This window comes from Alicycliphilus denitrificans K601, assembly GCF_000204645.1.
In the GTDB taxonomy this organism is placed as follows: domain Bacteria; phylum Pseudomonadota; class Gammaproteobacteria; order Burkholderiales; family Burkholderiaceae_C; genus Alicycliphilus; species Alicycliphilus denitrificans.
The window spans coordinates 4,600,086-4,623,371 of sequence record NC_015422.1 but is presented as its reverse complement, the minus strand read 5'-3'; the positions used below and the strand labels follow the sequence as shown (position 1 = coordinate 4,623,371).

20 protein-coding genes are annotated in these 23,286 nt (G+C 69.8%); 3 read left to right on the top strand and 17 right to left on the bottom strand.

Annotated elements, in window-relative coordinates; all coding sequences use genetic code 11:
- From rbbA to ALIDE2_RS21875, 5 genes are read right to left on the bottom strand one after another with little or no spacing between them, the layout of a single operon-like run.
- Window positions 1–2,739 (bottom strand): ribosome-associated ATPase/putative transporter RbbA, encoded by a 2,739-nt coding sequence (gene rbbA / locus ALIDE2_RS21895; protein WP_013723176.1) that lies wholly within the window; start codon window positions 2,737–2,739, stop codon window positions 1–3.
- The gene (locus ALIDE2_RS21890) at window positions 2,736–3,806 is read right to left on the bottom strand and encodes an HlyD family secretion protein (RefSeq protein WP_013723175.1); all 1,071 of its coding nucleotides are present in this window, start codon (window positions 3,804–3,806) and stop codon (window positions 2,736–2,738) included. The genes rbbA and ALIDE2_RS21890 overlap by 4 nt, the downstream gene beginning before the upstream one ends.
- Window positions 3,803–5,257 carry an efflux transporter outer membrane subunit gene (locus tag ALIDE2_RS21885; RefSeq protein WP_013723174.1) on the bottom strand — a complete coding sequence of 485 codons (1,455 nt, stop codon included), beginning with the start codon at window positions 5,255–5,257 and terminating at the stop codon, window positions 3,803–3,805. Before ALIDE2_RS21885 ends, ALIDE2_RS21890 begins: the two co-directional genes overlap by 4 nt.
- Window positions 5,258–5,261: 4 nt before the next feature.
- The gene (fabI, locus tag ALIDE2_RS21880; protein ID WP_041701171.1) at window positions 5,262–6,029 is read right to left on the bottom strand and encodes an enoyl-ACP reductase FabI; all 768 of its coding nucleotides are present in this window, start codon (window positions 6,027–6,029) and stop codon (window positions 5,262–5,264) included.
- Window positions 6,030–6,031: 2 nt separating this feature from the next.
- On the bottom strand, window positions 6,032–7,774 hold the full coding sequence (locus ALIDE2_RS21875) for a PHA/PHB synthase family protein (protein ID WP_013723172.1): 1,743 nt from the start codon (window positions 7,772–7,774) through the stop codon (window positions 6,032–6,034).
- Between the two features lie 158 nt (window positions 7,775–7,932).
- Here ALIDE2_RS21875 and ALIDE2_RS21870 point away from each other — a divergent pair, with 158 nt between their 5' ends.
- Window positions 7,933–8,622: a TetR/AcrR family transcriptional regulator gene (locus ALIDE2_RS21870; RefSeq protein WP_013723171.1), complete on the top strand. Its 690-nt coding sequence runs from the start codon at window positions 7,933–7,935 to the stop codon at window positions 8,620–8,622.
- A 45-nt stretch (window positions 8,623–8,667) separates the two neighbouring features.
- Here ALIDE2_RS21870 and ALIDE2_RS21865 read toward each other — a convergent pair whose 3' ends face one another.
- The 6 genes from ALIDE2_RS21865 to ALIDE2_RS25675 all read right to left on the bottom strand — a co-directional run bounded on the left by ALIDE2_RS21865 (window position 8,668) and on the right by ALIDE2_RS25675 (window position 15,634).
- On the bottom strand, window positions 8,668–12,228 hold the full coding sequence (locus tag ALIDE2_RS21865) for a pilus assembly protein (protein ID WP_013723170.1): 3,561 nt from the start codon (window positions 12,226–12,228) through the stop codon (window positions 8,668–8,670).
- Window positions 12,229–12,305: 77 nt separating this feature from the next.
- Window positions 12,306–12,986: a pilus assembly PilX family protein gene (locus ALIDE2_RS21860; RefSeq protein WP_013723169.1), complete on the bottom strand. Its 681-nt coding sequence runs from the start codon at window positions 12,984–12,986 to the stop codon at window positions 12,306–12,308.
- Window positions 12,971–14,056: a PilW family protein gene (locus tag ALIDE2_RS21855; protein ID WP_013723168.1), complete on the bottom strand. Its 1,086-nt coding sequence runs from the start codon at window positions 14,054–14,056 to the stop codon at window positions 12,971–12,973. The genes ALIDE2_RS21860 and ALIDE2_RS21855 overlap by 16 nt, the downstream gene beginning before the upstream one ends.
- Entirely contained in the window at window positions 14,053–14,508 is a 456-nt protein-coding gene (locus tag ALIDE2_RS21850; protein WP_013723167.1) for a type IV pilus modification PilV family protein, read from the bottom strand. The genes ALIDE2_RS21855 and ALIDE2_RS21850 overlap by 4 nt, the downstream gene beginning before the upstream one ends.
- Window positions 14,509–14,528: 20 nt before the next feature.
- Window positions 14,529–15,143, bottom strand: coding sequence for a GspH/FimT family pseudopilin (locus tag ALIDE2_RS21845; protein ID WP_013723166.1), 615 nt, complete (start codon window positions 15,141–15,143; stop codon window positions 14,529–14,531).
- A gap of 14 nt (window positions 15,144–15,157) precedes the next feature.
- Window positions 15,158–15,634, bottom strand: a complete 477-nt coding sequence (locus ALIDE2_RS25675; RefSeq protein ID WP_013723165.1) for a type IV pilin protein — start codon at window positions 15,632–15,634, stop codon at window positions 15,158–15,160.
- A 103-nt stretch (window positions 15,635–15,737) separates the two neighbouring features.
- Here ALIDE2_RS25675 and ALIDE2_RS25545 point away from each other — a divergent pair, with 103 nt between their 5' ends.
- On the top strand, window positions 15,738–16,190 hold the full coding sequence (locus tag ALIDE2_RS25545; protein WP_013723164.1) for a hypothetical protein: 453 nt from the start codon (window positions 15,738–15,740) through the stop codon (window positions 16,188–16,190).
- Here ALIDE2_RS25545 and thiL read toward each other — a convergent pair.
- The 5 genes from thiL to apaG form a co-directional block, all read right to left on the bottom strand.
- Entirely contained in the window at window positions 16,175–17,161 is a 987-nt protein-coding gene (gene thiL / locus ALIDE2_RS21830) for a thiamine-phosphate kinase (RefSeq protein WP_013723163.1), read from the bottom strand. The two genes, ALIDE2_RS25545 and thiL, sit on opposite strands and share 16 nt — an antisense overlap.
- 2 nt (window positions 17,162–17,163) lie before the next feature.
- The gene (locus ALIDE2_RS21825) at window positions 17,164–18,288 is read right to left on the bottom strand and encodes a YbdK family carboxylate-amine ligase (RefSeq protein ID WP_013723162.1); all 1,125 of its coding nucleotides are present in this window, start codon (window positions 18,286–18,288) and stop codon (window positions 17,164–17,166) included.
- The gene (locus ALIDE2_RS21820) at window positions 18,278–19,543 is read right to left on the bottom strand and encodes a cation:proton antiporter (RefSeq protein WP_013723161.1); all 1,266 of its coding nucleotides are present in this window, start codon (window positions 19,541–19,543) and stop codon (window positions 18,278–18,280) included. Before ALIDE2_RS21820 ends, ALIDE2_RS21825 begins: the two co-directional genes overlap by 11 nt.
- Before the next feature lie 169 nt (window positions 19,544–19,712).
- Window positions 19,713–21,701 carry a site-specific recombinase gene (locus tag ALIDE2_RS21815; protein WP_013723160.1) on the bottom strand — a complete coding sequence of 663 codons (1,989 nt, stop codon included), beginning with the start codon at window positions 21,699–21,701 and terminating at the stop codon, window positions 19,713–19,715.
- Window positions 21,698–22,105, bottom strand: a complete 408-nt coding sequence (apaG, locus tag ALIDE2_RS21810; protein WP_013723159.1) for a Co2+/Mg2+ efflux protein ApaG — start codon at window positions 22,103–22,105, stop codon at window positions 21,698–21,700. The genes ALIDE2_RS21815 and apaG overlap by 4 nt, the downstream gene beginning before the upstream one ends.
- A gap of 48 nt (window positions 22,106–22,153) precedes the next feature.
- Here apaG and rpe point away from each other — a divergent pair, with 48 nt between their 5' ends.
- Complete coding sequence (rpe, locus tag ALIDE2_RS21805; protein WP_013520802.1) at window positions 22,154–22,834, top strand: ribulose-phosphate 3-epimerase; 681 nt, start codon at window positions 22,154–22,156, stop codon at window positions 22,832–22,834.
- A gap of 16 nt (window positions 22,835–22,850) precedes the next feature.
- Here rpe and ALIDE2_RS21800 read toward each other — a convergent pair whose 3' ends face one another.
- Window positions 22,851–23,225 carry a hypothetical protein gene (locus ALIDE2_RS21800; RefSeq protein ID WP_013723158.1) on the bottom strand — a complete coding sequence of 125 codons (375 nt, stop codon included), beginning with the start codon at window positions 23,223–23,225 and terminating at the stop codon, window positions 22,851–22,853.
- Window positions 23,226–23,286: the final 61 nt, after the last annotated feature.

Below are 23,286 nucleotides of genomic sequence, written 5' to 3'. Positions count from 1 at the left end.
TCAGGCCTCCTGTTTCTTCAGCAGCGCCACGGCCGCGCCCATGATTACCGGCACTGCGATCAACAGCGGCACCAGCACGCTGCCCAGCTCGCGCAGGCCCAGTGCCTTGCTGAACACGCCGCGGCTGATGATCAGCATGTAGGTGGCCGGGAAGATCTCGCCGATCATGCGGCCCGCGCCCTCCAGCGAGGTGACGGGGTGCAGCAGCCCGCTGAACTGCACGGCCGGCACCATGGTCACCACCAGGGCGATGAACATGGCCGCGCTCTGGCTGTTGGTGATGGACGATGCCACCAGGCCGATGCCCGTGGCGACGACGGCATACACCAGCGTCGCCAGCGCCAGCGTCCAGAAGCTGCCGGTGATGGGCACGTCGAACACGGTGATGGACGCGGCGCACATGAGCAGGAAGTTCACCATCGCCAGCCCCACGTAGGGCAGTTGCTTGCCGACCAGGAACTCCAGCCGCGTGACCGGCGTGACGTACAGGTTGATGATGGAGCCCAGCTCCTTCTCGCGCACCACGGCCAGCGCCGTCAGCATGGCCGGCAGCATGAGCAGCAGCAGCGCAATCACGGCGGGCACCATGGCGGGCAGGCTTTTCACGTCGGGGTTGTAGCGGTAGCGTGTCTCCACGCTGGCGGACTGCGGCATGGAGATGCCGCGCTCGCGCAGCTGCTGGAGCAGCCATTGCTGGTGCAGGCCGGCGACGTAGCCGCGAATGGTCTCGGCGCGCTGCGGCATGGCGCCGTCTATCCAGGCGGCGATCTGCACCGGGCGCCCGCGCAGCATGTCGCGCCCGAAGCCGGGCGGGATCTCAATGGCCAGCGACAGCTCGCCGCTGCGCATGCGCCGGTCGAGGTCGGCCTCGTCGATGACCGGCGGACGTTCGATGAAGTAGCGCGAGCCCGACAGGTTCAGCGCGTAGTTCTGGCTCGCCTCCGTGCGGTCGCGGTCGAGCACGGCGTATTGCAGGTTTTCCACGTCCATCGTGATGCCGTAGCCGATCACGAACATCAGCACCAGCGAGCCGAGCAGCGCCATCGCGGCACGCACCGGGTCGCGCTGCAGCTCCAGCGCTTCGCGCCACAGGTAGCTGAACAGGCGCTGCAGGCTGAAGGCCGAACTGTGCGCCGGGCTGGCATGTGCTGCCGCGGGGGCGGCCTGCACGACGGCCGCCGGCTCCTCGTCCGCCGCGGGGGCATCGCCCTCGGCCTCGACCAGGTAGCCGATGAAGGCATCTTCCAGCGTCGCCGCGCCGCGCTTGGCGATGAGTGCGGCCGGCCGGTCGCTGTCGAGCACGCGCCCGGCGTGCATCATCGACATGCGGTCGCAGCGCGCGGCCTCGTTCATGAAGTGGGTGGAGATGAAGATCGTCACCCGGTCGCGCCGCGACAGGTCGGCCAGCAACTGCCAGAAGCGGTCGCGTGCGATCGGGTCCACGCCCGAGGTCGGCTCGTCCAGGATCAGGAGCTCGGGCTCGTGCACCATGGCCACGGCCAGCGACAGGCGCTGGCGCACGCCCAGCGGCAGGCTCTCGGGCAGGGCGTCCAGGTCGTTCTGCAGGTCAAAGCGCTCGACCATGGCCTGCACGCGCGCGGCCTGCTGGTCGGCGGGCACATGGAACAGCTGCGCGTGCAGCACCAGGTTCTGCCGCACCGTCAGCTCGCCATACAGCGAGAACGCCTGCGACATGTAACCCACGCGCCGGCGCGTGGCGATGTCGTGCGGATCGACCGGCTTGCCGAACAGCCAGGCCTTGCCCTCGCTCGCGGGCAGCAGGCCGGTGAGCATCTTCATGGTCGTCGACTTGCCGCAGCCGTTGGAGCCGAGGAAGCCGAAGATCTCGCCCCGGCGGATGCGGAAGTTGACGTGGTCCACCGCAGTGAAGTTGCCGAAGCGCATGGTCAGGCCCTGGGCTTCGATGGCGACGTCTGCGTCGTCCACCTGCAGCGGCGGTATCACCACCGGCTGGTGGCCGCGCTTTTTCTCCTCGGGCATGAGGGCGATGAAGGCGTCCTCCAGCGAGGAGCAGCCGGTGCGCTCCAGCATCTCCTGCGGCGCGCCCGTGGCCAGCACCTGGCCCTCGTCCATGGCCACCAGCCAGTGAAAGCGCTGTGCCTCGTCCATGTAGGCGGTGGCCACCATCACGCTCATGCCGGGGCGCTGGCGGCGGATGCGATCGATCAGGTCCCAGAACTGCGAGCGCGCCAGCGGATCGACGCCGGTGGTCGGCTCGTCGAGGATGAGCAGGTCGGGGTCGTGGATCAGCGCGCAGCACAGGCCGAGCTTTTGCTTCATCCCGCCCGAGAGCTTGCCCGCCGGCCGGTTCAGGAACGGGTGCAGCCCGGTGGAGCGCGTCAGCTCGTCGATGCGCCGGCGCCGCTCCTCGCTTCCGTGGCCGAACAGGCGCGCGAAGAACTGCAGGTTTTCCTCGACCGACAGCGTCGGGTACAGGTTCTTGCCCAGGCCCTGCGGCATGTAGGCGATGCGCGGGCAGACGGCGTCGCGGTGCGCCTTGCTGGCCATGTCGCCGCCCAGCACCTGCACGCTGCCCGACTGCACGGCACGCGCGCCCGCGATCAGCGACAGCAGGCTGGACTTGCCCACGCCGTCCGGGCCGATCAGCCCCACCATGCAGCCGGCCGGCACGTCCAGCGTGACGCCGGCCAGCGCCTGCGTCTTGCCGTATTGCTGGCGCAGGTCCTGCAGGCGAACGACGGGCTCGCTCTGCGTCATGGCTGCACGACGTTGGCCAGGTTGGCGGGCCAGGGCTGGTCGGCATCAAGCCGCACCCATGCCACGCCGGGCAGGCCTGTCTTGACCTGCTCCGGGTACTTGGCAAGCAGCGCCCGGTCGATGCGTGCCTTGACGCGGAACATGAGCTTTTGCCGCTCGCTCGCCGTCTCCACCGTCTTGGGCGTGAACTGCGCCGTGCTGGCGACGAAGCTGACCTGCGCCGGAATCACGAACTGCGGCACCGCGTCCAGCACCAGGCGCACCTCGGCGCCCAGCGCCACGCGGCCGGCCACGGTCTCCGGCAGGAAGAACGTCATGTACACGTCGGACAGATCGACCAGGTTCAGCACCTTGCCGCCGGCGCCCAGCACCTCGCCGGGCTGGGTCACGAGGAACTGCACGCGTCCGTCGCGCGGGGCCACCAGCTGCGCGTCCTGCAGGTCGGCATCGATGCGGGCGACAGTGGCGATGGCCGCATCGGTCGATGCAACCGAGCCGGTGGCCTGCGCCTTGGCCGCCGTCACCGCTGCCTGCGCAGCGGCCACCTGGGCCTTGGCGGCGTCCAGCGAGGCCCGCTGGGTGCGCACGCGGGCGCGGTCGTCGTCCAGCTCCTGGCCGGACGAGGCGCCCTCCTTCTCCAGCGTGATGGAGCGCGCCAGGCGGCGCTCGGCGGCGTCCAGTTCGGCCGCGCGCGCGGCCACCTGGGCCTCGGCGGTGCGCAGGTCGCTCTCGCGCAGCACCACCTGGGCGCGTGCGGTGTCGACGGCGGTCTTGGCCTGCACCTGACGCGCGGCGGCCTCTTCGCGCTGGGCCTGCAGGCTGCCGATGTCCATGCGCGCCAGGACCTGTCCGGCCTTGACGAAGGTGCCCTCGTCCACCAGGATGGCCTGCACGCGGCCCGCCAGCTTGGTGGCCACATCCACCTCGGTCGCCTCGATGCGGCCGTTGCCGCTCACGAAGCCTTCGCCCGGCCCGGCGTCGCGGTGGCCGGTCCAGTAGACATAGCCGCTCACGGCCAGCGCCACCGCGATGGCGGCGGGAATCCATTTTTTGACGGTCGGGTTCATGGTGTAGCGCTCGGATTCATGGATACGGGGGAGGGGTCTGCGCCGCCGCCCAGGGCGGCATACAGCGCAACGCGGCTGGACAGCAGGGCGCGCCGGGTCTGCGTCAGTTGCTGCGCCGTGGCCAGCAGGTCGCGCTCGGCGTCCAGCACTTCGAGGAAGCGCGCGGCGCCGTTGTCATAGCGCAGGCGTGACAGGCGTGCGCGCTCGACCTGGGTGGCGAGCATGTCGTCCAGCACCTGCACCTGCTGCGTCAGGCCCGCCTGCGTGGCCAGCGCGTCGGACACATCGCGGAACGCGCCCTGTATGGCCTGCTCGTACTGCACCACGGCGGCGTCGCGCCGCACCTCGGCCAGGTTCAGGTTGTTCTGGAGCTTGCCCGCCGTGAAAAGGGGCACGCTGATGGCGGGCCGGAACAGCCAGGCCCCGGTGCCGCTGCCAAACAGGTCGCTCAGCTCGCCGCTGGCGCTGCCGGCCATGGCCGTGAGGGAGATCGACGGCAGGAAGGCCGCACGCGCCACGCCGATCTGTGCATGGGCTGCGCGCAGCTGCTGCTCGGCGGCCTGTATGTCGGGGCGGCGTGTGAGCAGGTCCGAGGGCAGGCCCGCGGGCAGGGGGCGCAGGGCGTCGGTGGCGGGCAGGCGCGCTCCTGCGGCCACGGGCGTGGGCGCGCCGACGATCAGGTCGAGCGCATGCTGCTGCGTGGCGCGCTGCTGTTCCAGTTGCGCGACCAGGGACCGGGCCTGCTGGTGCAGCATGCGCACCTGGGTCAGGTCGAGCCGGGAAGTGGCGCCCACTTCCATGCGCCGGCTGAAGATGCGCAGCGACTCGGCCCGGTTGTCCAGTGCCTGCCGTGCCAGGGCCAGGCGCTCGTCGGTTTCGCGCAGGGCCAGCCAGGCGTTGGCCGTCTGCGCCACCAGGCTGACCGCAGCGCCGCGCTGCGTCCATTCGGCGGCAAAGTACTGGTGCAGCGCCGCCTCGCTCAGGTTGCGCACGCGGCCCCAAAGATCCAACTCCCAGCTGCTGATGCCGGCAAAGGCGCTGTAGCTGGTCAGCGTGGCGGGCAGCGAGCTGGCCAGGGAGGTCAGGTTGTCGGGCAGGCCGATGCGCATCAGGCCGGCGCTGGCGCCCACGCTGGGCAGCTCTTCGGCGCGCTGGATGCCGTAGGCGGCGCGGGCCTCGGCCACGCGCAGCGTGGCCCGGCGCAGGTCGCGGTTGTTCGCCAGCGCCTGCTCAATCACCGCCTGCAGGGCCGGGTCGGTGAAGTAGTCGCGCCAGGCCATGTCGGCAGCCTGTGCGTTGCCTGCCTCTGCCACCCCGGCGTAGTGCGCCGGCACGGGCAGGGCCGGGGCTTCGTAGGGAGGGGCGAGCGATGTGCAGCCCGCCAGCAGCAGCGCAGCCGCCGCGCATGCGGCGTGCCGCATGCGGCCGGGTGTGTGTGTGTATGCGTTCATGTGTTCAACCCATGATGTGCACGCCGGCATCCACGTACAGCGTGCTGCCAGTGATCGAACGCGCCGTATTGCCCGCCAGGAAGGCGCACAGCGCTCCCACGTCGTCAATGTCCACCAGGCGGCCCAGCGGTGCGCGCTGCACGGCGTCGGCCATGAGCTGGTCGAACTGCGCAATGCCCGATGCCGCGCGCGTGGCCAGCGGGCCGGGCGATACGGCGTTCACGCGTATGCCCTTGGGGCCGAGCTCCGTGGCCATGTAGCGCACGCCGGACTCCAGCGCTGCCTTGACGGGGCCCATGAGCCCGTAGTTGTCGATGACCTCCGCCGCGCCCAGGTAGCTCATGGTCAGCAGGCTGCCGCCTTGCGGCATCAGCGGCTCGGCCAGCCGGGCCATGCGCAGGAAGGAATGGCAGGAGACGTCCATGGCGCGCGCGAAACCCTCGCGCGAGCAGTCGATCACGCGGCCATGCAGGTCGGCGGCCGGGGCAAAGGCAATGGAGTGCAGCACGAAGTCCAGCCGCCCCCATTGCCGGGTGATGGTGTCGAACACCGCCTCCAGCTGGCCAGGCTGCTCCACGTCCAGCGGCATCTGTATGCCGGCCTCCAGCCGCTCGGCAAGCGGCTGCACATAGGGCCTTGCCTTGTCGTTGAGCCAGGTGATGGCGAGGTCGGCGCCGGCGGCGTGGAAGGCACGCGCGCAGCCCCAGGCGATGCTGCTTTCGTTCGCAATGCCGACCACCAGCCCCTTCTTGCCTTGCAGGTTCCGGGTCATGCTCATTTTTCCAGTACGTAGTGGCCCGGCGCGTCGGCGCCCGCCTTGTAGCCGCGTGCGCCCATGTGCGGCGGTGCAACGGGCTTGCCCGAGCGTGCCTGCAGCCACTCCTGCCAGGCGGGCCACCACGAGCCCTGCGCGGCAGGCGCCGCCGCCAGCCAGTCGTCGGGCGCCATGTAGTTGCCGCCGGCGGGCCGTGTGCGCAGCTGGTAGTGGCGCCGCGGGTTGCCCGGCGGGTTGACGATGCCGGCGTTGTGTCCGCCGCTGGTCAGGGCGAAGGTGATCTCGGTCGTGGTCAGGTGGTGCAGCTTGTGCACCGAGCGCCAGGGCGCGACGTGGTCGGTGAGCGTGCCCACCATGAAGATGGGCAGCGTGATGTCGCTGAGCGAGACCGGCTTGCCGCCCACGGGGTAGCGGCCCCGGCTCAGGTCGTCGTCGAGGAGCAGCCGGCGCAGGTACTGCGCGTGCATCCTGGCCGGCATGCGCGTGGCGTCGGCGTTCCAGGCCATCAGGTCGTTCATCGGGGTGCGCTCGCCCAGCAGGTATTCATTGACCAGGCGCGACCACAGCAGGTCGTAGGAGCGCAGCATCTGGAACGCGCCCGCCATCTGGCTGGCCTTGAGGTAGCCGGTCTGGGTCATCTGCGCCTCCAGCAGGTTGACCTGGCTCTCGTCGATGAACAGGCCCAGCTCGCCCGGCTCGGAAAAATCGGTCTGCGCCGCGAACAGCGACAGCGAGGCCAGGCGCGCGTCGCCGTCGCGCGCCATCGCGGCGGCGGCGATGGCCAGCAGGGTGCCGCCCAGGCAGTAGCCCGTGGCGTGCACCTTGCGCTTGGGGACGATGGCGTTGACGGCGTCGAGCGCGGCGTGAAAGCCCAGCTTGAGGTAGTCGTCCAAGCCCAGGTCGCGGTCCTCGTAGCCGGGGTTCTTCCAGGACAGGCAGAACACCGTATGGCCCTGGTCCACCAGGTAGCGGATGAGCGAGTTGTGCGGCGACAGGTCCAGGATGTAGTACTTCATGATCCAGGCCGGCACGATCAGGACCGGCTCGGGGTGCACGGCCTCGGTCGTGGGCGTGTACTGGATCAGCTCCACCAGGCGGTTTCGCAGCACCACCTTGCCCGGCGTGACGGCCACGTCGCGGCCGACCACGAAGTCCTCCGTGCCCGCGGGGGGCTTGCCCGCGGCCAGGCGCTGCAGGTCGTCGGCCGCATTGAGCGCGCCGCGCAGCAGGTTGGCGCCGCCCTGCTGCAGCGTGCGCTGCAGCACCACCGGGTTGGTGGCCAGCTGGTTGCCGGGCGAGAAGACGTCCAGCAGCTGGCGGGCGGCGAACGCCACCACGTTCTCGTGGTGCTTCTCCACGCCCTTCACGCCGTGCGTGGCGGCGGCCCACCACTGCTGGGTGAGCAGGAACGACTGGTGCATGTAGTTGAACGGCCACTGCTGCCATTCGGGCGCCGCAAAGCGCCTGTCCTGGGCCGGGGGCTGCACGCCATGGCGCAGCTGCGGGTCGGCGCCGGCGGTCATGCGTTCGCGGGCGTAGCCGGCCAGCTCCTCGCTCTGGCGCAGGGCCAGGCGGGCCAGGGCCATGCATTTGCCGGGCGACACGGCCAGGTGCAGCGCCCAGTCGCTGGCGGCCAGCATGCCCGCAGCCGGGGAGAGCGAGAAGAACCGGCGCGCCAGCGCGGCGTGGAACTGCGTATCCAGTTGGTCGGCCAGCGCCGCTGCGGAAAAGGTGTCGGGCATGAAACGGGTCCTTCGGCGGGTGTTCGGGGAGCGCCCTGGCGACTTTAGGCGCGTTGCGCGTGTTTGATTTGACGGTCGTCAAATTAGCGCATTTTAAATACCGACTGGTCGGTAGTCAAAACGGTCAAAATACCGGCCAGACCACGATGAGAGACACCATGCAGCAACCTATCCAGCCTTCCTGCGCTGCCTCGGCCCCGCCGGCGCGGCGGCGCCTGGCGCCACAGGTGCGCGTTGCGCAGATCCTGGATGCGGCCCTGGTGGAGTTTTCCGAACGCGGCTTCGCCGCCACCACGATGGACGACATCGGCCGCCGCTGCGGCCTGTCGAAGGGGGGGCTGTATGCGCATTTCGCCAGCAAGGACGTGATCTTTGAGGCCCTGCTCCACCGTTCCCTGGCGCCCCCCGAGTGGCAGGAGCCGCCCGTGCCGCCCGTCGAGGCCGGCACGCGGGCCTTTGCGCAATGGCTGGTGGACAGGCTGTACGCGGGGCTGCTGGAGCGGCCCGCCGCGGTGGTCACGCTGCGCCTGCTGGCGGCGGAGCGGGGCCGCGTGAAGGACCTGGTGGAACTGTGGGAGCACAACGTGGTGCGGCCCAACATGGCCTTGCTCGCCGACATGCTGCGCACCCATGCCGCGCGGCTCGGCCTGCCGCCCAGCGTCATCGTGCGCGAGCCCTGGCTGGTGATAGCGCCCGTGATGTACGCGCTGCTGACGCAGATGATCCTGGGCCATGAGCCCGCCATGGGGCTGGATTGCCTGCGCAGCAGCCATGTGGAGCTGCTGTGCGAACTGCTCGATCCGCGCGAGCGGATTGCCTCAGAAAATGCACATCAAAATGGCCTATAGCGCTTGCCCATAAAGCGCTTGAAGCTCACTTTTTGATAGCTTCGGCTAATTCAGCTCCCGCCACGAAACCCGCCGCGCGCGCTTGATCGTCGTGCCGCCGCCCAGGCCCGTGCCGTCCTTCACGTCGGTCTTGTTGCCGCTGGTGCGCACGATGATCTTGGGCTTGCCATCGTCGGTGGTCACCACGCTGAAGCCGACGATCAGCGTGTCCGGGCTGTACTGCTCGCCCTTGGTCGCGCCGCCCGCCAGGCCGAACGAATACAGCCACGACGCGCCGCCCGACTTGCACTGATTGCCGTCCGGAAGAGTGGTGGCCGCCAGCAGCCGCGCGCCGTCCCACTCCATGGGCATGGCCACGCGCTCGCCCCCGGTGGGCAGGTCGGCCCACCAGCCGCCGCCCGTGGCCCAGTCCACCGTGACCGCCGCGCCGCTGGCGGTGGTGCCGGTCTTGGCGATCGTGACCTTCTTGAAGGCGCTGCTGGTGCGCACCACGCCCCAGCCCGTGGCCGTCAGCGGATCGCGGATGGCGGCGATGGACTGCACCTGCGTGTCGTCGATGTCGTCGCGCCCCAGGTAGCGGCCCGTGGCCACCGCCACGATGGGCTGCTTGTCGTACTCGCGCAGCTTGGGCTCGGTGGTGATGGGCTGGGCGTTGCCGCTCGCGTCCTGCATCCGCGCCAGCAGCAGCGCGCCCTTTTTCGGGGCCACCAGGTCGTCCACGTCGAAGCGCCACAGGTTGCCCAGCAGGTCGCCGGCGTAGAAGCGCTGCGCCGTGTTGTCGCTCAGGGACTTCACCCACACGTTGATCTTGGCCATCCCGCTCGGCGTGGCGGTGCTGCCTGCCGTGGTGGGAATGTCGCGCAGGACGGCGCCCGTGGCGGCATTCACCACGAACAGGCGGCCCTTGCCGTCGCCGGGCGAGACGTTGTTGTAGCCCGAGCCGAAGGCCACCGTCCAGGTGCCGTCGGCCAGCTTGCTGATGACCGGGTCGCTGTACGTCAGGCCCAGGTTGTCGTCGGTGAACTCCCACAGCGCCTCCGGCGCGTCGGGGTCGGTGACGTCCAGCGCGTAGTAGGCCCGGCCGCCCTTGTTCAGCCCGCCCACCAGGATCGTCTTCCAGGCGCCGTTGATGTACACGTCGCCCTGCACCGTCTTGCCGTCCACGAAATAGGTGTGCGGCTGGCTGGTGTTGCTGCCGTACTTCACGTCCGCCAGCTTGTAGAGGTTGGGCATCACCGCCGTGGGCACGTAGGCCCACAGCTCCTCGCCCGTGGCCGCGTCCAGCGCGTGCAGCATGCCGTCGTTGGCGCCCACGTAGACCACTTTCTTGCGGTTGACCTGGCTGGTCTTGAACGCGGCGTAGCCGGCATCGGTATAGCCGAACGGCGGCTTGCCCACGTGGACGGGCTTGCTGTTGATGATGTCGCCCAGCACCGACTTGCGCTCGCGGAACAGCGGTGCGGTGGCGTTGGTGGCTGTGGCTTCCTTGGTGCGGTCGCCGCGCAGGTAGGCGACCAGCTCCGCGCCGCCGTTCACCGTGGTTTTGTTGCCCGTGCTCAGGGTGGCGCACTGCGTCAGCCTGGCCGGGCTGGCGCACAGGTCCTGGAAATTCGCCTTGAGCGCAGTGGTCAGGTTATCCCAGGTGAATTCGCTCAGCGCCGTGCCGTTCTTGAAGTAGATCTTGCGGCTGGCGGCGCTCTTGGCGTCCAGTTTTGCGCGGGCCGACCATTTCGGGTCGCCCGCCTTCACCGCGGCCGTATGCGAATCCAGCTCGCGCGCCTGCACGTCCCCGAACCACGAGCCCGTGGTGTAGCTGGCCTCGAAGGCGATGTTGCCGTCGCCCTGCACCAGGTCGAGCGTGCTGGTGGCCGTGGCTGAGCCCGCGCCGGTCACGTCCTGGATCGCTGTCACGATGCCCTGGATGGCCGTGGACAATTGCTGGGCGTCTTGCGCAGAGTAATGCTGGCCCCGTCCATTGATCGAGGCGTGCCAAAGGTCGTCCACGGTGGTGATGGTGTTGTTCACCGGCTCGTCCCAGGTGATGTTCTTGATTGCCGCTTCATCGGTGGTGAAAGCTTTGTTGCCGATGACGCCCAAGCCGATGGTGAAGGTCGTCATGTGCTGGTGTGTGGCAGTGTCTTTGCCGGAAGGGGCAACAATGTTGGCGCAGACATCCTGGCCCGGATTACCGTTGACCGGCGCACCCGTGCAAGCGGCCGACCCCGGTGTGCCGTTGCGCAGGTCGGTGGCGTAGTAGTAATACGCAACGTCGGCCAGGGTGTTGGAATGGCTATCCTGGTATGGAGCGCCAGCCCCGCCATCGGCATTGCCGATAGTGGCGGCGCCTAGGCCGCCGTTGCCGTTGAAGGTTTCATTCCAGTAGCCGTCCGTGGTCAGCAGCGAAAAATTGCGCTGGCAGGCATATTGCATCGGGTCGGTTTTCTGGCTGCTGAGGTTCTTTGCGAAATACCGGCCTGCCGTGGATAGGGCGCCGCGCAGAGGCGTGCTGCCGCTTGCTGCAGACGTATAGAGGCTGCTGTAGAAATCCGCCTTGTGTGCGGCATTGAAATCAATGACCGGCCTGAACTCGGCGTCCCCGGTTCCGCTGGCTTTGCTCCGCTTGTTGATCGTCATGAAGCCAATCCGGTAGTCCTCGCCCAATGGGCCCAACGCCTGGCCCATGGCTGTACGCATCAGCAATTGGCGCGTACGGTAATACGAATACCAGTTGGCGTAGTTCGTCTTGATGGCTTCGGGCGATTCCGCAGTGATGACGTTGAACTCGAACACGTTGCCGTTGGCCGTGCCCCATGCGCTGGTGCGGCTCAGGTTGCATTGGTTCCTGAAGGTGTTGTCCTGAACGGTGCCGCTGGTGTCGTACGTATAGCCCAGCTTCGGCTCGGAACCCCTGTAGGTGAAATAGAACTGGCCGGCAAATGTGGCCGTCCAGGCAGTTGCAGTACCGGTGCCGCTGGCCGTCGTGATGTTCTTGAGCTTGAGGGTGCCTTTGTCGGTGCCGGCGTCGTATGTCCACGTATCGACAGTGCCCTCGATCACTCTGCTGCCACCGCCGGTCAGCTTGACTTTGACGCCGGGCGGAAAACTGCCCGCGCCAAGTGCGGCGGTGTTGTTGCTGCGAAAAGTGAACGTGGTGGCGCTTGAACCCACTGCCGTGTCCATCGTGACGGTGAGGGTGCGGGAGTTGCCGGTAAGGTCCACGGACGTGCTGGTGCTGTCGAAACCGTCTGCCAAGGCGGCAGTGAAGACGGCAGGATCGTAAGACGTGCCATCGGACTTGCGTGGCGGCGTGTAAGAGTAGCTGGGGTCGTAAGCAACGCCATTGCATTGCGGGGTGTAGAGGCCAAACCGGGATGTGGCGTAGTTTGCGACGTCAGGCATGTAGTCCGAACCCATGCTCCCCGAGTCATCCAGGATCACCATCAGATTCGGCTTGGGCTTGAATTCCGCCTGCGTGATCAGCGGCTCGTCGGCGATCTGCGTCTGCGCCGCATGGGCGATGGACGCGGCCGCCACGGCCATGGCTGCCAGCAGGCGGACGGCGCGCGCAATGGGGCGGGGCATGGGCTGCAGAGGGTGTGCGGTCATGGCGGGCCTCGACGGTCGATATTCAAAAAAGTGAGCTGCCCGCGCTTATCCATCAAGCGCTGGGGGCGGTTTTTACGCTAGAAGTGCACGATGGTCTCGGTATAGCTCGCGGTGTTGCGCGGCCCCAGGGTGCGCACCAGCACGCGGTAGTACGGCGTGACGCCCGCGCCCGAGGGGCACTTGCCCTCGTTCTCGTAGTTGATGGCGCCCTGGCAGGTGTTGGAGACGGACGCGGCCGTGGTGGCGCAGCGGGTGGTGGACACATCCACCGAGCCCGCCGATTCGCACATGCGAAAGACGATGTAGGCGGCGCTGTTGCCCGCCGTCAGGTCCGCCGTGCTGGCCTTGGGCGTGTGGCTGCAGCTGGCGTGGCTGGCGCTGGGGTAGGTGCCGCAGTAGCCGCTGTCCCATGCGATCAGGGCGCGGGTGGCGTCGCCCGCGCGGGCGTTGCCGGTGGCGTCCAGCCTGGCGGGCTGGCTGGCGTAGTAGCCCTCGGCGGGCAGGTCGTTGTTCAGGCTGTCGGCGTCCACGGTCAGCTTGGCGTAGAGCATGGCGATGGCTTCCTGCGCCACGCGGTCGGCATTGGCGGTGGCGTCCTGGCGGAAGCCCAGGTTGCCCGCGATCCGCGCGCCGGTGTTCACGGAGCGCACCAGCGCCACGGCGCCCAGCGACATGGCGACGAGCACCAGCAGGGCGACGATCATGGCCAGGCCGTGTTGGCGGCGAGTGGCGGCGGGCGGGGTCAGCCGGCGTTCCATAGCAGGTTCCTCAGGGGAATCAGGGACTCGTACATGCGGTAGCGGTAGTGCTTCCAATCGGTGCCGGTGTGGGTGAGGCCGAGGGCGATGCACTGGCTGCCGGCGTCGTCGGGGCAGGCCGCGCCGCCCGCCACGGTGGCGCTGCCCAGGTTCCATCGGGGCGCGCTGGCGGTGGCCTCTTCCTTGCTCCACTGCGGGCTGCGCACCACCAGGGCCAGGCGCAGGCCGATCACCTGGCTCCAGCCGGCCCGGTCCGTGGGCGTGGCGGTGTCGTAGGTGTCGATGGCGCCGTCGGCGTCGGTGTCCTTGGCGTAGAAGGCGCGCAGCAGCACGATTTCGGGGTAGGCGTCGCTGCCGGCCGCGGGACTGGCCGTCGCCAGGTCGGTCATCTGCAGCGCGAAGGCGCTGGCGGCGGAGCCGGAGACGCTCCAGCGCCGCCGGACGGGCGCGGCGCCCATGTTGGACAGCAGGCTGCCCGCGGTGTAGGCGGGCACGCTGCCGCTGGGGGTGATGCCCCAGGGCTCGGCGGTGGCGAGGGCCTGCGCCTGGAATGCGTCGCACTGGGAGCCCGTCGGGGTGGAGACGATGAGCCAGTCCCCCGCCTCGATGCCCAGGGTGGAGGGCACGATGAGTTTCCCGTTGCCGTTGGCGTGGTCTTCCGCCAGCTTGATCTGCATGGCGGCGTCCACCTTGCCGCTGGAGAGGATGTCGATGCTGTCCGACGGCGCGGCGCCGCTGCCCGCCGTGATGGCCACGGGCGCGAGGCGCAGGCTGGCGAGGCCCACGGCCTGCGCTTCGGCCAGGTTGCCCGTGGTGCACGCGCCCACCCAGGGCCCGCCGCTCAGGCCGTAGCCCGCCTGGCGCACGTCGCGCTGGATGGCGTCGAGCGCGAGGATGCCGTTGACCTGCGCGTCGGCCCCGGTGGCGGGGATGCGCCGCTGCCGTTCGGATTCGAGGAACACCTGGGTGATGACCAGCACGGTGAGCATGCTGATGACGATGCCCACCATCAGCTCCAGCAGGGAGATGCCGCGCTGGGTGCGGGCCGCATGGTGGTGAGGGGGTGTCATGGCGTGTGGCTCAGGGCGATGGTGGAGCGGGTCGTGTACTTGCGCGCCTCGCCGCCGGGCATGGTCCAGGTGACGGTGATGTCCACGTCGCTGCCCGTCGAGCCGTCGGCGATGGCGGCGACGGTGACGGCGGCCCCGCCGCCCGGCAGCGCGGCCTTGGCCTTTTCCAGCCAGCGCTGGCAGGCGGTGGCGGTGCAGCTGCCGCCGCTGATGGCGAAGCCCGCGAGGTTGGGAACGTCGGCCCACATCAGGCCCAGCAGTTCCTGCGTGAGGTAGGCCGCCTCGGAGCGGATGCCGGCTTCGGTCTGCGCGCGGGTCATGCCGGCCTGCAGGCCCAGGATGCCCAGCACGCCCACCACGAACAGCAGGATGGCGACCAGGGCTTCGAGCAGCACGAAGCCGCGTGCGCGCGGGGCGGGGCGGCGGCGGGGTGTGCGGTGGAGGAGGGGCATGGGTGGCTTGGGGGCGTGGCTCAGCACGCGCGCGTGTCGCCCGCTGTGGTGATGCGCGGGTCGCACAGGCGGATGGCGCCGGTGCCGTGGACGAGCACGCTCAGGCTGCGGTAGGTGTGGGTGGCGGGGTCCGCCTTGGAGGCATCGGCGGGGTCGCGCACGTCGATCCTGGCAACGGGGCTGCCGCCGCCGGGGAGGCTGGCCAGGCGGCCATAGCCGTCGAAGCGCACCTGGCTGGCGGCGCTGCCGCCCGCATCCGCCGCCCTCACGTCCATGCCGCCCTGGACGGCGTGCGAGGTGACCAGCAGCGGATCGGCCGTGGCCGACGGCGCGGCATCGCACGCGCCCGCGGGCGAGTTCAGGCTGACCACCCAGGTGCCGCTGGTGCTGGAGAGGGCGCAGCCGCCCGTCAGGTCGGACACCAGCCAGAAGCTGGCGGGCCGGTTGCGGCGGATGGCCTCATCGCGCGCCGTCTGCAGGCCGCTCAAAAGGGCTTCGGCCGTGCCCCGGATGCGCTGGTTCTTCATCCACTCGGCCATGCTGGGCGTGGCCAGCAGCGCCAGGATGGCGACGAGGGTGAGCACCACCATCAGTTCCAGCAGCGAGAAGCCGTGTGCGCGCCTGCGTTGCCCCATGGCGGCCTCCGGCGTCAGCACGCGGCCGAGCGCTCGGCCCAGCAGTTCAAGGTGGTCTGGGCGGTGCCGGCGAACTTGGTGGTCTTGCGCGCGTTCGCCTGGTCGATGCCGTAGTCGTAGCCCAGCGTGGAGCCCTTGCCGGTGGCGGTGAGGGTGTAGCTTTGCCAGTCGCCCGTGGAGCCCTTGGCGCAGGCGAAGGTGAAGTATTTGCTGGTGAGGCCGGCGGTCAGGGTGGCGGGACAGGTGTCGGCGGCCGTGTCCTTGTAGCTGCGGTTGTCCTGGTAGTGCTGCTCCATCCTGAGCTGGAAGCCGGACATCTGCGAGAAGCCTTCCTGCAACTGCCCGCGCCGGATGTAGGCCTGGTAGGACGGCAGCGCCACCGAGGCCAGGATCGCCACGATGGCGACGACGACCATCACCTCGATGAGCGTGAAGCCGTCCGTCCGGCTTGGGCTGCCGGGGCGCTGGAGCGTGCCGCGAGAGGTTGTCATGGCCATGCTGGCAGATGTTTTCCGAAGGGTTCGTAAATGATTTTTACCGCAAATGTAATTGAAATTTAAGTTTTGATACAAGCCTGCCCATACCGTTGCCGCCATGGCAAAAGGAGTTCATGCGGAAGAGGCCCAGGCCTTTTCCGTCCGCTTGAAGCAGGCGCTGGAGGCTGCCGGCGTCCGGCCTTCGCCAGCGGTCGTGGCCAGCGAATTCAACCTGCGCTACTGGGGCAAGAGCATCACGGCGCACACCGCGCGGGCCTGGCTGGCCGGACTGTCGATTCCCATGCAGGACAAGATCCGGACTCTCAGCGAGTGGCTGCACGTCAGCCCCGACGAACTGCGCTTTGGCCCGCGTCCGGGCCCGGTGCTGGCCATGGATTCGGGCGCCATGGAGCGCCAGCTCAATCTGCAGGACCGCCAGATGCTGGCGCAGTACCTTGCCCTGCCGCATGCCCATCGCAAGACCGTGCAGGAGGTCGTGGCGGCGATGGCCGTCGCTGCCGCGCATGCGCAGGCCGCCGCCAACAGGCCAGGCGGTCAGCCGGCGAAGTGATCGAAGGAGGCGTAGCGCCCGGCCAGGGCGCGGCCCTGCGCGTCCACGAGGCGCAGGCCCGGTTCGGCGCGGATGCGGCCGATGCGCGCCACGGGCGTGGCCGCCGCGGCGGCAGCGCGTGCCACGGCCTCGCGCCGTGCGGGCGGGGCGGTGAAGGCGAGTTCGTAGTCGTCGCCTCCGGCCAGCGTGCACTGGCGCAAGAGTTCGGTGTCGAAATGGCCTCTATCGCCCGTGGATAAAGCGCTGGCAGCTATCAATTTAGATACTTCATCCACATCGATCTCGGCACCCACGCCGGATGCGCGCAGGATGTGGCCCAGGTCGCCGAGCAGGCCGTCGCTCACGTCCAGCGCGCTGGTGGCGATGCCGCGCAGCTGCAGGCCCAGCGCCACGCGCGGCGTGGGGGTTTCGAGCCGCGCGCGCGCCGCGGCGAGCATGCCGGCGGGGACCTGGACACGGCCCTGCAGCGCCTCCAGCGCCAGGCGCGCATCGCCCAGCGTGCCGCTGACCCAGATGTCGTCGCCCGCGCGCGCGCCGCTGCGCAGCAGGGCCTGGCCCGCGGGCACTTCGCCGAACACCGTGATGCAGATGTTGAGCGGGCCGGCCGTGGTGTCGCCGCCGACCAGCGCGCAGCCATGCTCGTCGGCCAGGCGCAGCAGGCCGCCGGCGAAGGCTTGCAGCCAGAGTTCGTCGACGCGCGGCAGCGCCAGCGCCAGCGTGAAGGCCAGCGGGCGCGCGCCGCAGGCCGCCAGGTCCGACAGGTTCACGGCCAGCGCCTTGTGGCCCAGGTGCGCGGGGTCCACGTCGGCGAAGAAGTGCCGGCCCTCGACCAGCATGTCGCAGGAGACGGCCAGCTGCATGCCCGGCGCGGGCGCGAGCAGCGCGCAGTCGTCGCCCACGCCCAGCGCCACGCCGCCGCCGGGGCGCACGGGGCGCGTGAAGTAGCGCGCGATGAGGTCGAACTCGCCCACGGTCAGAGGGGCTGGCCCCGAAAGCGCAGCGCCGCCTGGCGGCTGACCTCGGCCAGCAGCTGCTCCTCGCGCTGGCGTTCGCGCAGCCAGCGGGCGTCGTTCTGGCCCAGCGCGGTCTCGCCGCGCAGGATGTGCAGCGCGCCCGAGGCGCCATGGCTGCCGGCGTGGCGCGCGATGTGGTCCAGCGTCTGCAGGATGTGCTCGCGCAGCGGCATGTGCGCGCCCGTGGCCGGGTCCACGTAGACCGCGTCCAGCCCGAAGCGGCAGGCCTGGAAGCGGTTGTAGGTGTAGACGAGGTAGTCGTCCTCGCAGGGCGTGAAGGGCTGCTCGGCCAGGAACCACGCGGCCAGCGATTGCACGAAGCCGGCGAGGGCCGCGGCGCGCTCTATGGTGAGCGGGGTGTCGAACACGCGGATCTCGATGGTGCCGTACTCGGGCTTGGGGCGGATGTCCCAGTAGAAGTCCTTCATGCTCTTGACGACGCCGGTGTGCGTCATCTTGTCGAAGTACTGCTCGAATTCGCTCCACGTGAGCACGCAGGGCGCGCGGCCCGACAGCGGGAACGCGAACACCGAGTTGAGCCGCGCCGAGTCGAAGGCCGTGTCCTGCCCCTGCACGTAGGGGCTGGAGGCCGACAGCGCGATGCAGTGCGGGATGTAGCGGCTCATGCGGTGCAGCATCAGCAGGGCCGCGTCGGCGTCGGGGCAGCCGATGTGCACGTGCTGGCCGAAGATGGTGAACTGCTTGGACAGGTAGCCGTACAGCTGCGACAGCTCCTGGAAGCGCGGCTTGTCGTAGATGCGCCGCTCGTGCCACTGCTGGAACGGGTGCGTGCCGCCGCCGACCACGGCGATGTTGAGCTTGTCGGCGCTCTTGACCAGCGCGTCGCGGATCTGCGTGAGCTGGCCCAGCACCTCGCTGCTGCTGTGGCACACGCCGGTGGAGATCTCGATCATGCTGTTCGTCATCTCGGGCACCACGCTGCCGGGCAGCGGCGTCTTGTGCATCAGGCGTAGCATGTCCTCGGCGTAGGGCGCGAGATCGTAGTCGTGCGTGTTGACGAGCTGCAGCTCCAGCTCCACGCCCAGGGTCAGCGGTTCGGAATGGTGGAAGGCTTCAAGACTCACGGCTGCTCTCTCCAGTGTTGCCGCCGCGCTCGGCCTGCGGCGGCCAGGGCTTGGCGCTCTCCCCGGCGCGGTAGATGGCGTAGGTGGCGATCACGGCGCCCAGCATCTCCATCACCAGGATGGCGGGCAGGGCGATGCGCGCGATCAGCTCGCCCGTGGTGCTCGACGCCACCACGAACTGCGAGGCCACGAGCAGCGCGATGGCCGACATGGGCGTCATCGCGCAGCCCACCCAGAACGCCTGGCGCCAGCTCGCGCCGCTGCCCACGTTGCCCACGCCCACGCCCACGGCCTTGGCCAGCAGGCGCACCAGGATCAGCGCCACCACGCTGGTGGCCACGGGGGCGTTCCATTCGCCCTGGGCCGCCACGGTGGAGACGAGCACGAACATCAGCATGGTGAGCAGCGACGAGGCCGTGCCCATCTGCCGCGGCCAGGCCCAGGGGCGCGGGTGCAGCTGCTTGAGCAGCATGCCGCCCAGCAGCGCGGCCAGCGGCGCCGAGCCGCCCATGTGGGCCGCGACGACGGTGCTGGCCGCGATCAGCGCCAGCAGCAGGATGGCGGTGTTCTCGCTCGTCGGGCTCATCACGCGCAGCGCCAGGCGCATCAGCAGCGACAGCAGCGCGCCCACGGCGACGGACACGCCCAGCACCACCAGCACCGGATACACCTGGCCCAGCAGGCTCGTGGCGGGGCGCTGTATGAGCCCGGCCTGGGCGCTGCCCAGCGCCAGCGCGTACAGCGACGACAGCGTGGCCAGCACGATGGCGCGCTCGGTCACGGGGCCGGCGGCGCGCGTGTCGCTCACCACGCGCGTGAGCACGGCCGGCGACGCGGCCAGCGCCACGATCGCCAGGGGGCCGGCGGCGTGCGCGGGCACGTCGAACCACAGCATGACCCAGTACACGGAGAAATAGGTCAGCACCGATTCGGCGATGCTCTGCACCAGCACCATGGGGTTGTGGCGGAACCAGCGCAGCGGAATGCGCCCGCCGGCCTCGAACAGCACCACGGCCACGGCCAGCTCCACCAGGAACAGGCCGATGCCCTGCAGCGGCCAGACGGCGCCCTCGAAGCCCGCCAGGCCGACGATGGTGCCCACCAGCGAGTAGCCCACCACCTTGGGCAGGCCGCTGTGGCGCTGCACCAGATAGCCCGCCACCGTGGCCACCGCCAGCAGCAGCGCCCACTGCACCGTGGGCAGCCCTGCCGATGGGCGCAGCCACTGCGCCCAGAAGCTCATCAGCTCGTTCATTGTTGCGTGTCCTTCTGTTCGTGCGGGCCGGGCCCGCTGCATGTCTGCGCCGTGTCCGGCGCCGCGGCGCCCGGCGGCGCCTTTCCACGGTCTTTTTACCGACTGTATCTGCGGACCCGCGGCGGTCCCTGTAGGACGGTGCGCAAGGCGGGGCGCCGCGGGCACCTTATCAGATGCTGCGCCGCGGGGGCAGGAAAAAGCCCAGCGGCGCGCTGCGCCAGCGCCTGCGCAGCGCGCGGTAGATGCGCTTGCGGTCCACGCGGCCCACGTTGTGCGCGCGCAGGGCCAGGCGGAAGGCCAGGTAGAAGCTGACGATGACGTTGAGCGCGCCGTTGAACGGCACCAGGGCCACGGCCCACCAGAACGCGGGCAGGTGCAGCGCATCCAGGCCCAGCGTGGCGGCGGCCACGCCGATCTGGCCCGTGGTCAGCGTCACGTGGCGCACCTCCAGCCCCAGGCCGAAGAAGGCGGCGAACGCCGGCGCCAGCCCCAGCATGAAGCCCAGCGAGATGTTCGCCGCCAGGCCCGAGATGTTGCCGCGCAGGAAGCGCGCCCAGCGCTCGGCGCGCCGCCGGCCCAGGGCGGCGGTGATGCGCGGGTTGTAGCGTATGGCCGAGTCCAGCCGGTGCAGCACGAACCAGTTCTCCACCCAGCCGGCGAGGATGCTGGAGGCGAACAGCAGCACGCCGGTGAAGGCGGCGAACAGCACCGAGGGGCCGAGCAGGTGCAGCGCGTCGAGCGTATGCACGGCGTGCTGCGCGTCTATGGCCGGCCGGCCCAGCACCTGGGCGATGAGCAGCGCCAGGGCCAGGGCGCCCGGGAACACCAGCAGCACGTTGCCCAGCACGGCGGCCGCCTGCGAGCGCACCAGGTGCGCGACCTCGTCCACGAAGGATTCCACCGACTCGTCCTCGCCGAGGTCCTTGAGCTTGGCCGCCATGGCCGGCGCGGTCATGGCTGGCTGCTTGGTCGCCACCGTGAAGTGCAGCAGCTGGATCAGCACGAAGCTCGCCGCGTAGTTCACGCCCGCCATGAAGCCGCCCCAGAAGGCCGACAGCGCCAGCGCGTACAGGCCGAACTTGATCAGCGTGGTGAACGCCATGACCAGGCCGCCGCCGGCGGCCTGGCGCACCATGGCCAGGTATTCGCCGCCCGTGCGGGTGATGTAGTGCTCGCCCGTCTCGGCGCTGCGCTCGGCCACCTTGGCCGCCAGCAGCGACGAGTTGGTCGCCACCAGCGCGCGCACGCTGCGGCGCACGCGCCCAACGGTGACCAGGTGCGACATGAGCTGCACCGCGGCCGCGGCGGGGCGCGGCGAGAGCAGGCATTCGAGCAGTTCGCGCACGCGCAGGATGCGCTCGCGCAGCTGGCGCAGGCGGAACACCAGACCCACCGAGATGCCGTTGTCCTCGAAATGCGCGTACACGGTATTGACGGCGGCGCGGCAGGCGTCCAGGCGCTCGCGCAGGCCCTGCACGGCCTGCTGCAGCCGGTCCTGCGTGCGCAGCGGGTGCAGCACCTCCACGCGCAGGCTCTCGGCGTCGCGCAGCAGCGCGTGAAAGGGCTGCTCCTCGCGCGCCGCCTCGCTCATGCGCAGGCGCAGCTCGGGCGCGAAGCCGGTCGCGAGGATCTGGCCCGCGCAGTAGGCGATGGCGTCGAGCAGCGCGCGCTGCCAGTGGTTGGCGCTGCCGTCGTCCTCGTCCCGCGCGGGCAGCAGCACGGCCAGCAGGCGCGCGAGCAGGGCCTCGTCGAGCGCGGCCAGCCAGCGCGCGTCGAACTCGTGGGGCAGGGCCAGCATGAACAGCTCGGAAGCGTCCACGGTGTCGGGGTTGGCGGGCAGCAGCTTGTAGCGCATGCGCTCGGCCAGCTCGCTGGCCATGGACGTGCGCTGCGCGAAGCCGAAGTCGGCCAGCAGCGTGGTGATGTCCAGGTGCTGCGTGAGCGCGGCCCACCAGGCCTGCAGCCGCGCCCGCACGTCGGGCGCGCGCTCGGCGGCCTCCACCAGCAGGGCCACGCGGCCCGTGGCCGCTTCCACGGCGCTGCCGTCGCCGCGCACCCAGCCCAGCAGGGCGATGAGCTGCAGGTGGCGCTGCGCCAGGGGCGCCGTGGGGTCTAGGGCGGCCAGCAGGCGCGCCAGGTCAGGGGTCTTGCGGCTCAATGCAGCACCCGGGACGAAAACGGCTCGCCGGGGGTCTGCGGCGACATGGCTTCGAGCACGAACAGGGCGACGGGGCAGGTGAACGGCTCGCCGTCCTCGGCCACGCAGAAGTAGCTGCCGTGCATGCTGCCGCTGGCCGTGCGCAGGCGGCAGCCGCTGGTGTACTCGAAGGACTCGCCGGGTCGGAGCAGCGGCTGCTGGCCGACCACGCCCAGGCCCTTGACCTCCTGCACATGGCCGTTCGCGTCGCAGATGATCCAGTGGCGCGAGATCAGCTGCGCGCTGACGTCGCCGGTGTTCGTGATGGTGATGGTGTAGGCAAAGCCATACACGCCGTCCGCGGGGGAGGACTGCTCGGGCAGGTACCGGGGCTGCACCTCGGCCTGGAACTGGTACTTCGGCATGGCCGCAATGGTAGCGGCCCGGATGGCGCTGCTGCGACAATCGCGGGCATGAGCCGCACCTACCGCATCGCCCCCTCCATCCTGTCCGCCGACTTCGCCCGCCTGGGCGAGGAAGTGCGCAGCGTGATCGCCGCCGGCGCCGACTGGATCCACTTCGACGTGATGGACAACCATTACGTGCCCAACCTGACCTTCGGCCCCATGGTCTGCCAGGCCTTGAAGCCCCATGCCGTCACGCCGGGCGGCCAGAGCGTGCCCATCGACGTGCACCTCATGGTGCAGCCCGTGGACGCGCTGGCCGAGGCCTTCGCCCAGGCCGGCGCCGACCTGATCAGCTTCCACCCCGACGCCTCGGCGCACGTGCACCGCAGCATCCAGGCGATCAAGGCCCGGGGCTGCAAGGCCGGCCTGACCTTCAACCCGGCCATGCCGCTGGACGTGCTGGACTGGGTGATCGAGGACATCGACCTGATCCTGCTCATGAGCGTCAACCCCGGCTTCGGCGGGCAAGGCTTCATCGACAGCACGCTGCGCAAGATCGAGGCGGCCAGGAAGCGCATCGAGGCCTCGGGCAAGGACATCCGCCTGGAGGTCGATGGCGGCATCAAGACCGACAACATCCGCCGCGTGGCCGACGCGGGCGCCGACACCTTCGTGGCCGGCAGCGCCATCTTCGGCAAGCCCGACTACAAGGCCGTCATCGACGCCATGCGCGCGGCGCTGGCGTGACCGCCGGCGCCGCGCGTCATGGCTCGACCGTGTAGGTCCTGACCGATTCGCGCAGCAGGCCGCCACCATCGACCGAGCCCTGCACGGTGGCCTTGCTGCCCATGCGGGCGATGCAGTCGGACTTGTCCTCGGGCGTCTTGAACGCGTCGCAGCGCGCCAGGGCGTTGTTCTCGTAGGTACTGGCGTCGGAACTGCTCAGCCCGCCCTGGCGCGCGGCCTGGGCCGCGGCCCCGGCCTCGCGAATGCAGGCGGCGCGGCTTTCGGCGGGCTCGCTGGCGCAGGCGGCGCGGTCCGCGCGGTACTGGTCATGGACGCTGGTGGCCGCCTGCGCGGCGGCGGCGCACAGCAGCGCGGCCGCAGGCGCCAGCAGGGTGAAACGGTGGATGTGCATGTAACACCTCCTGGGGAGAATGCGCAGGATGGAAAAAGCCCCAGCATAGGCGGCATCGCGC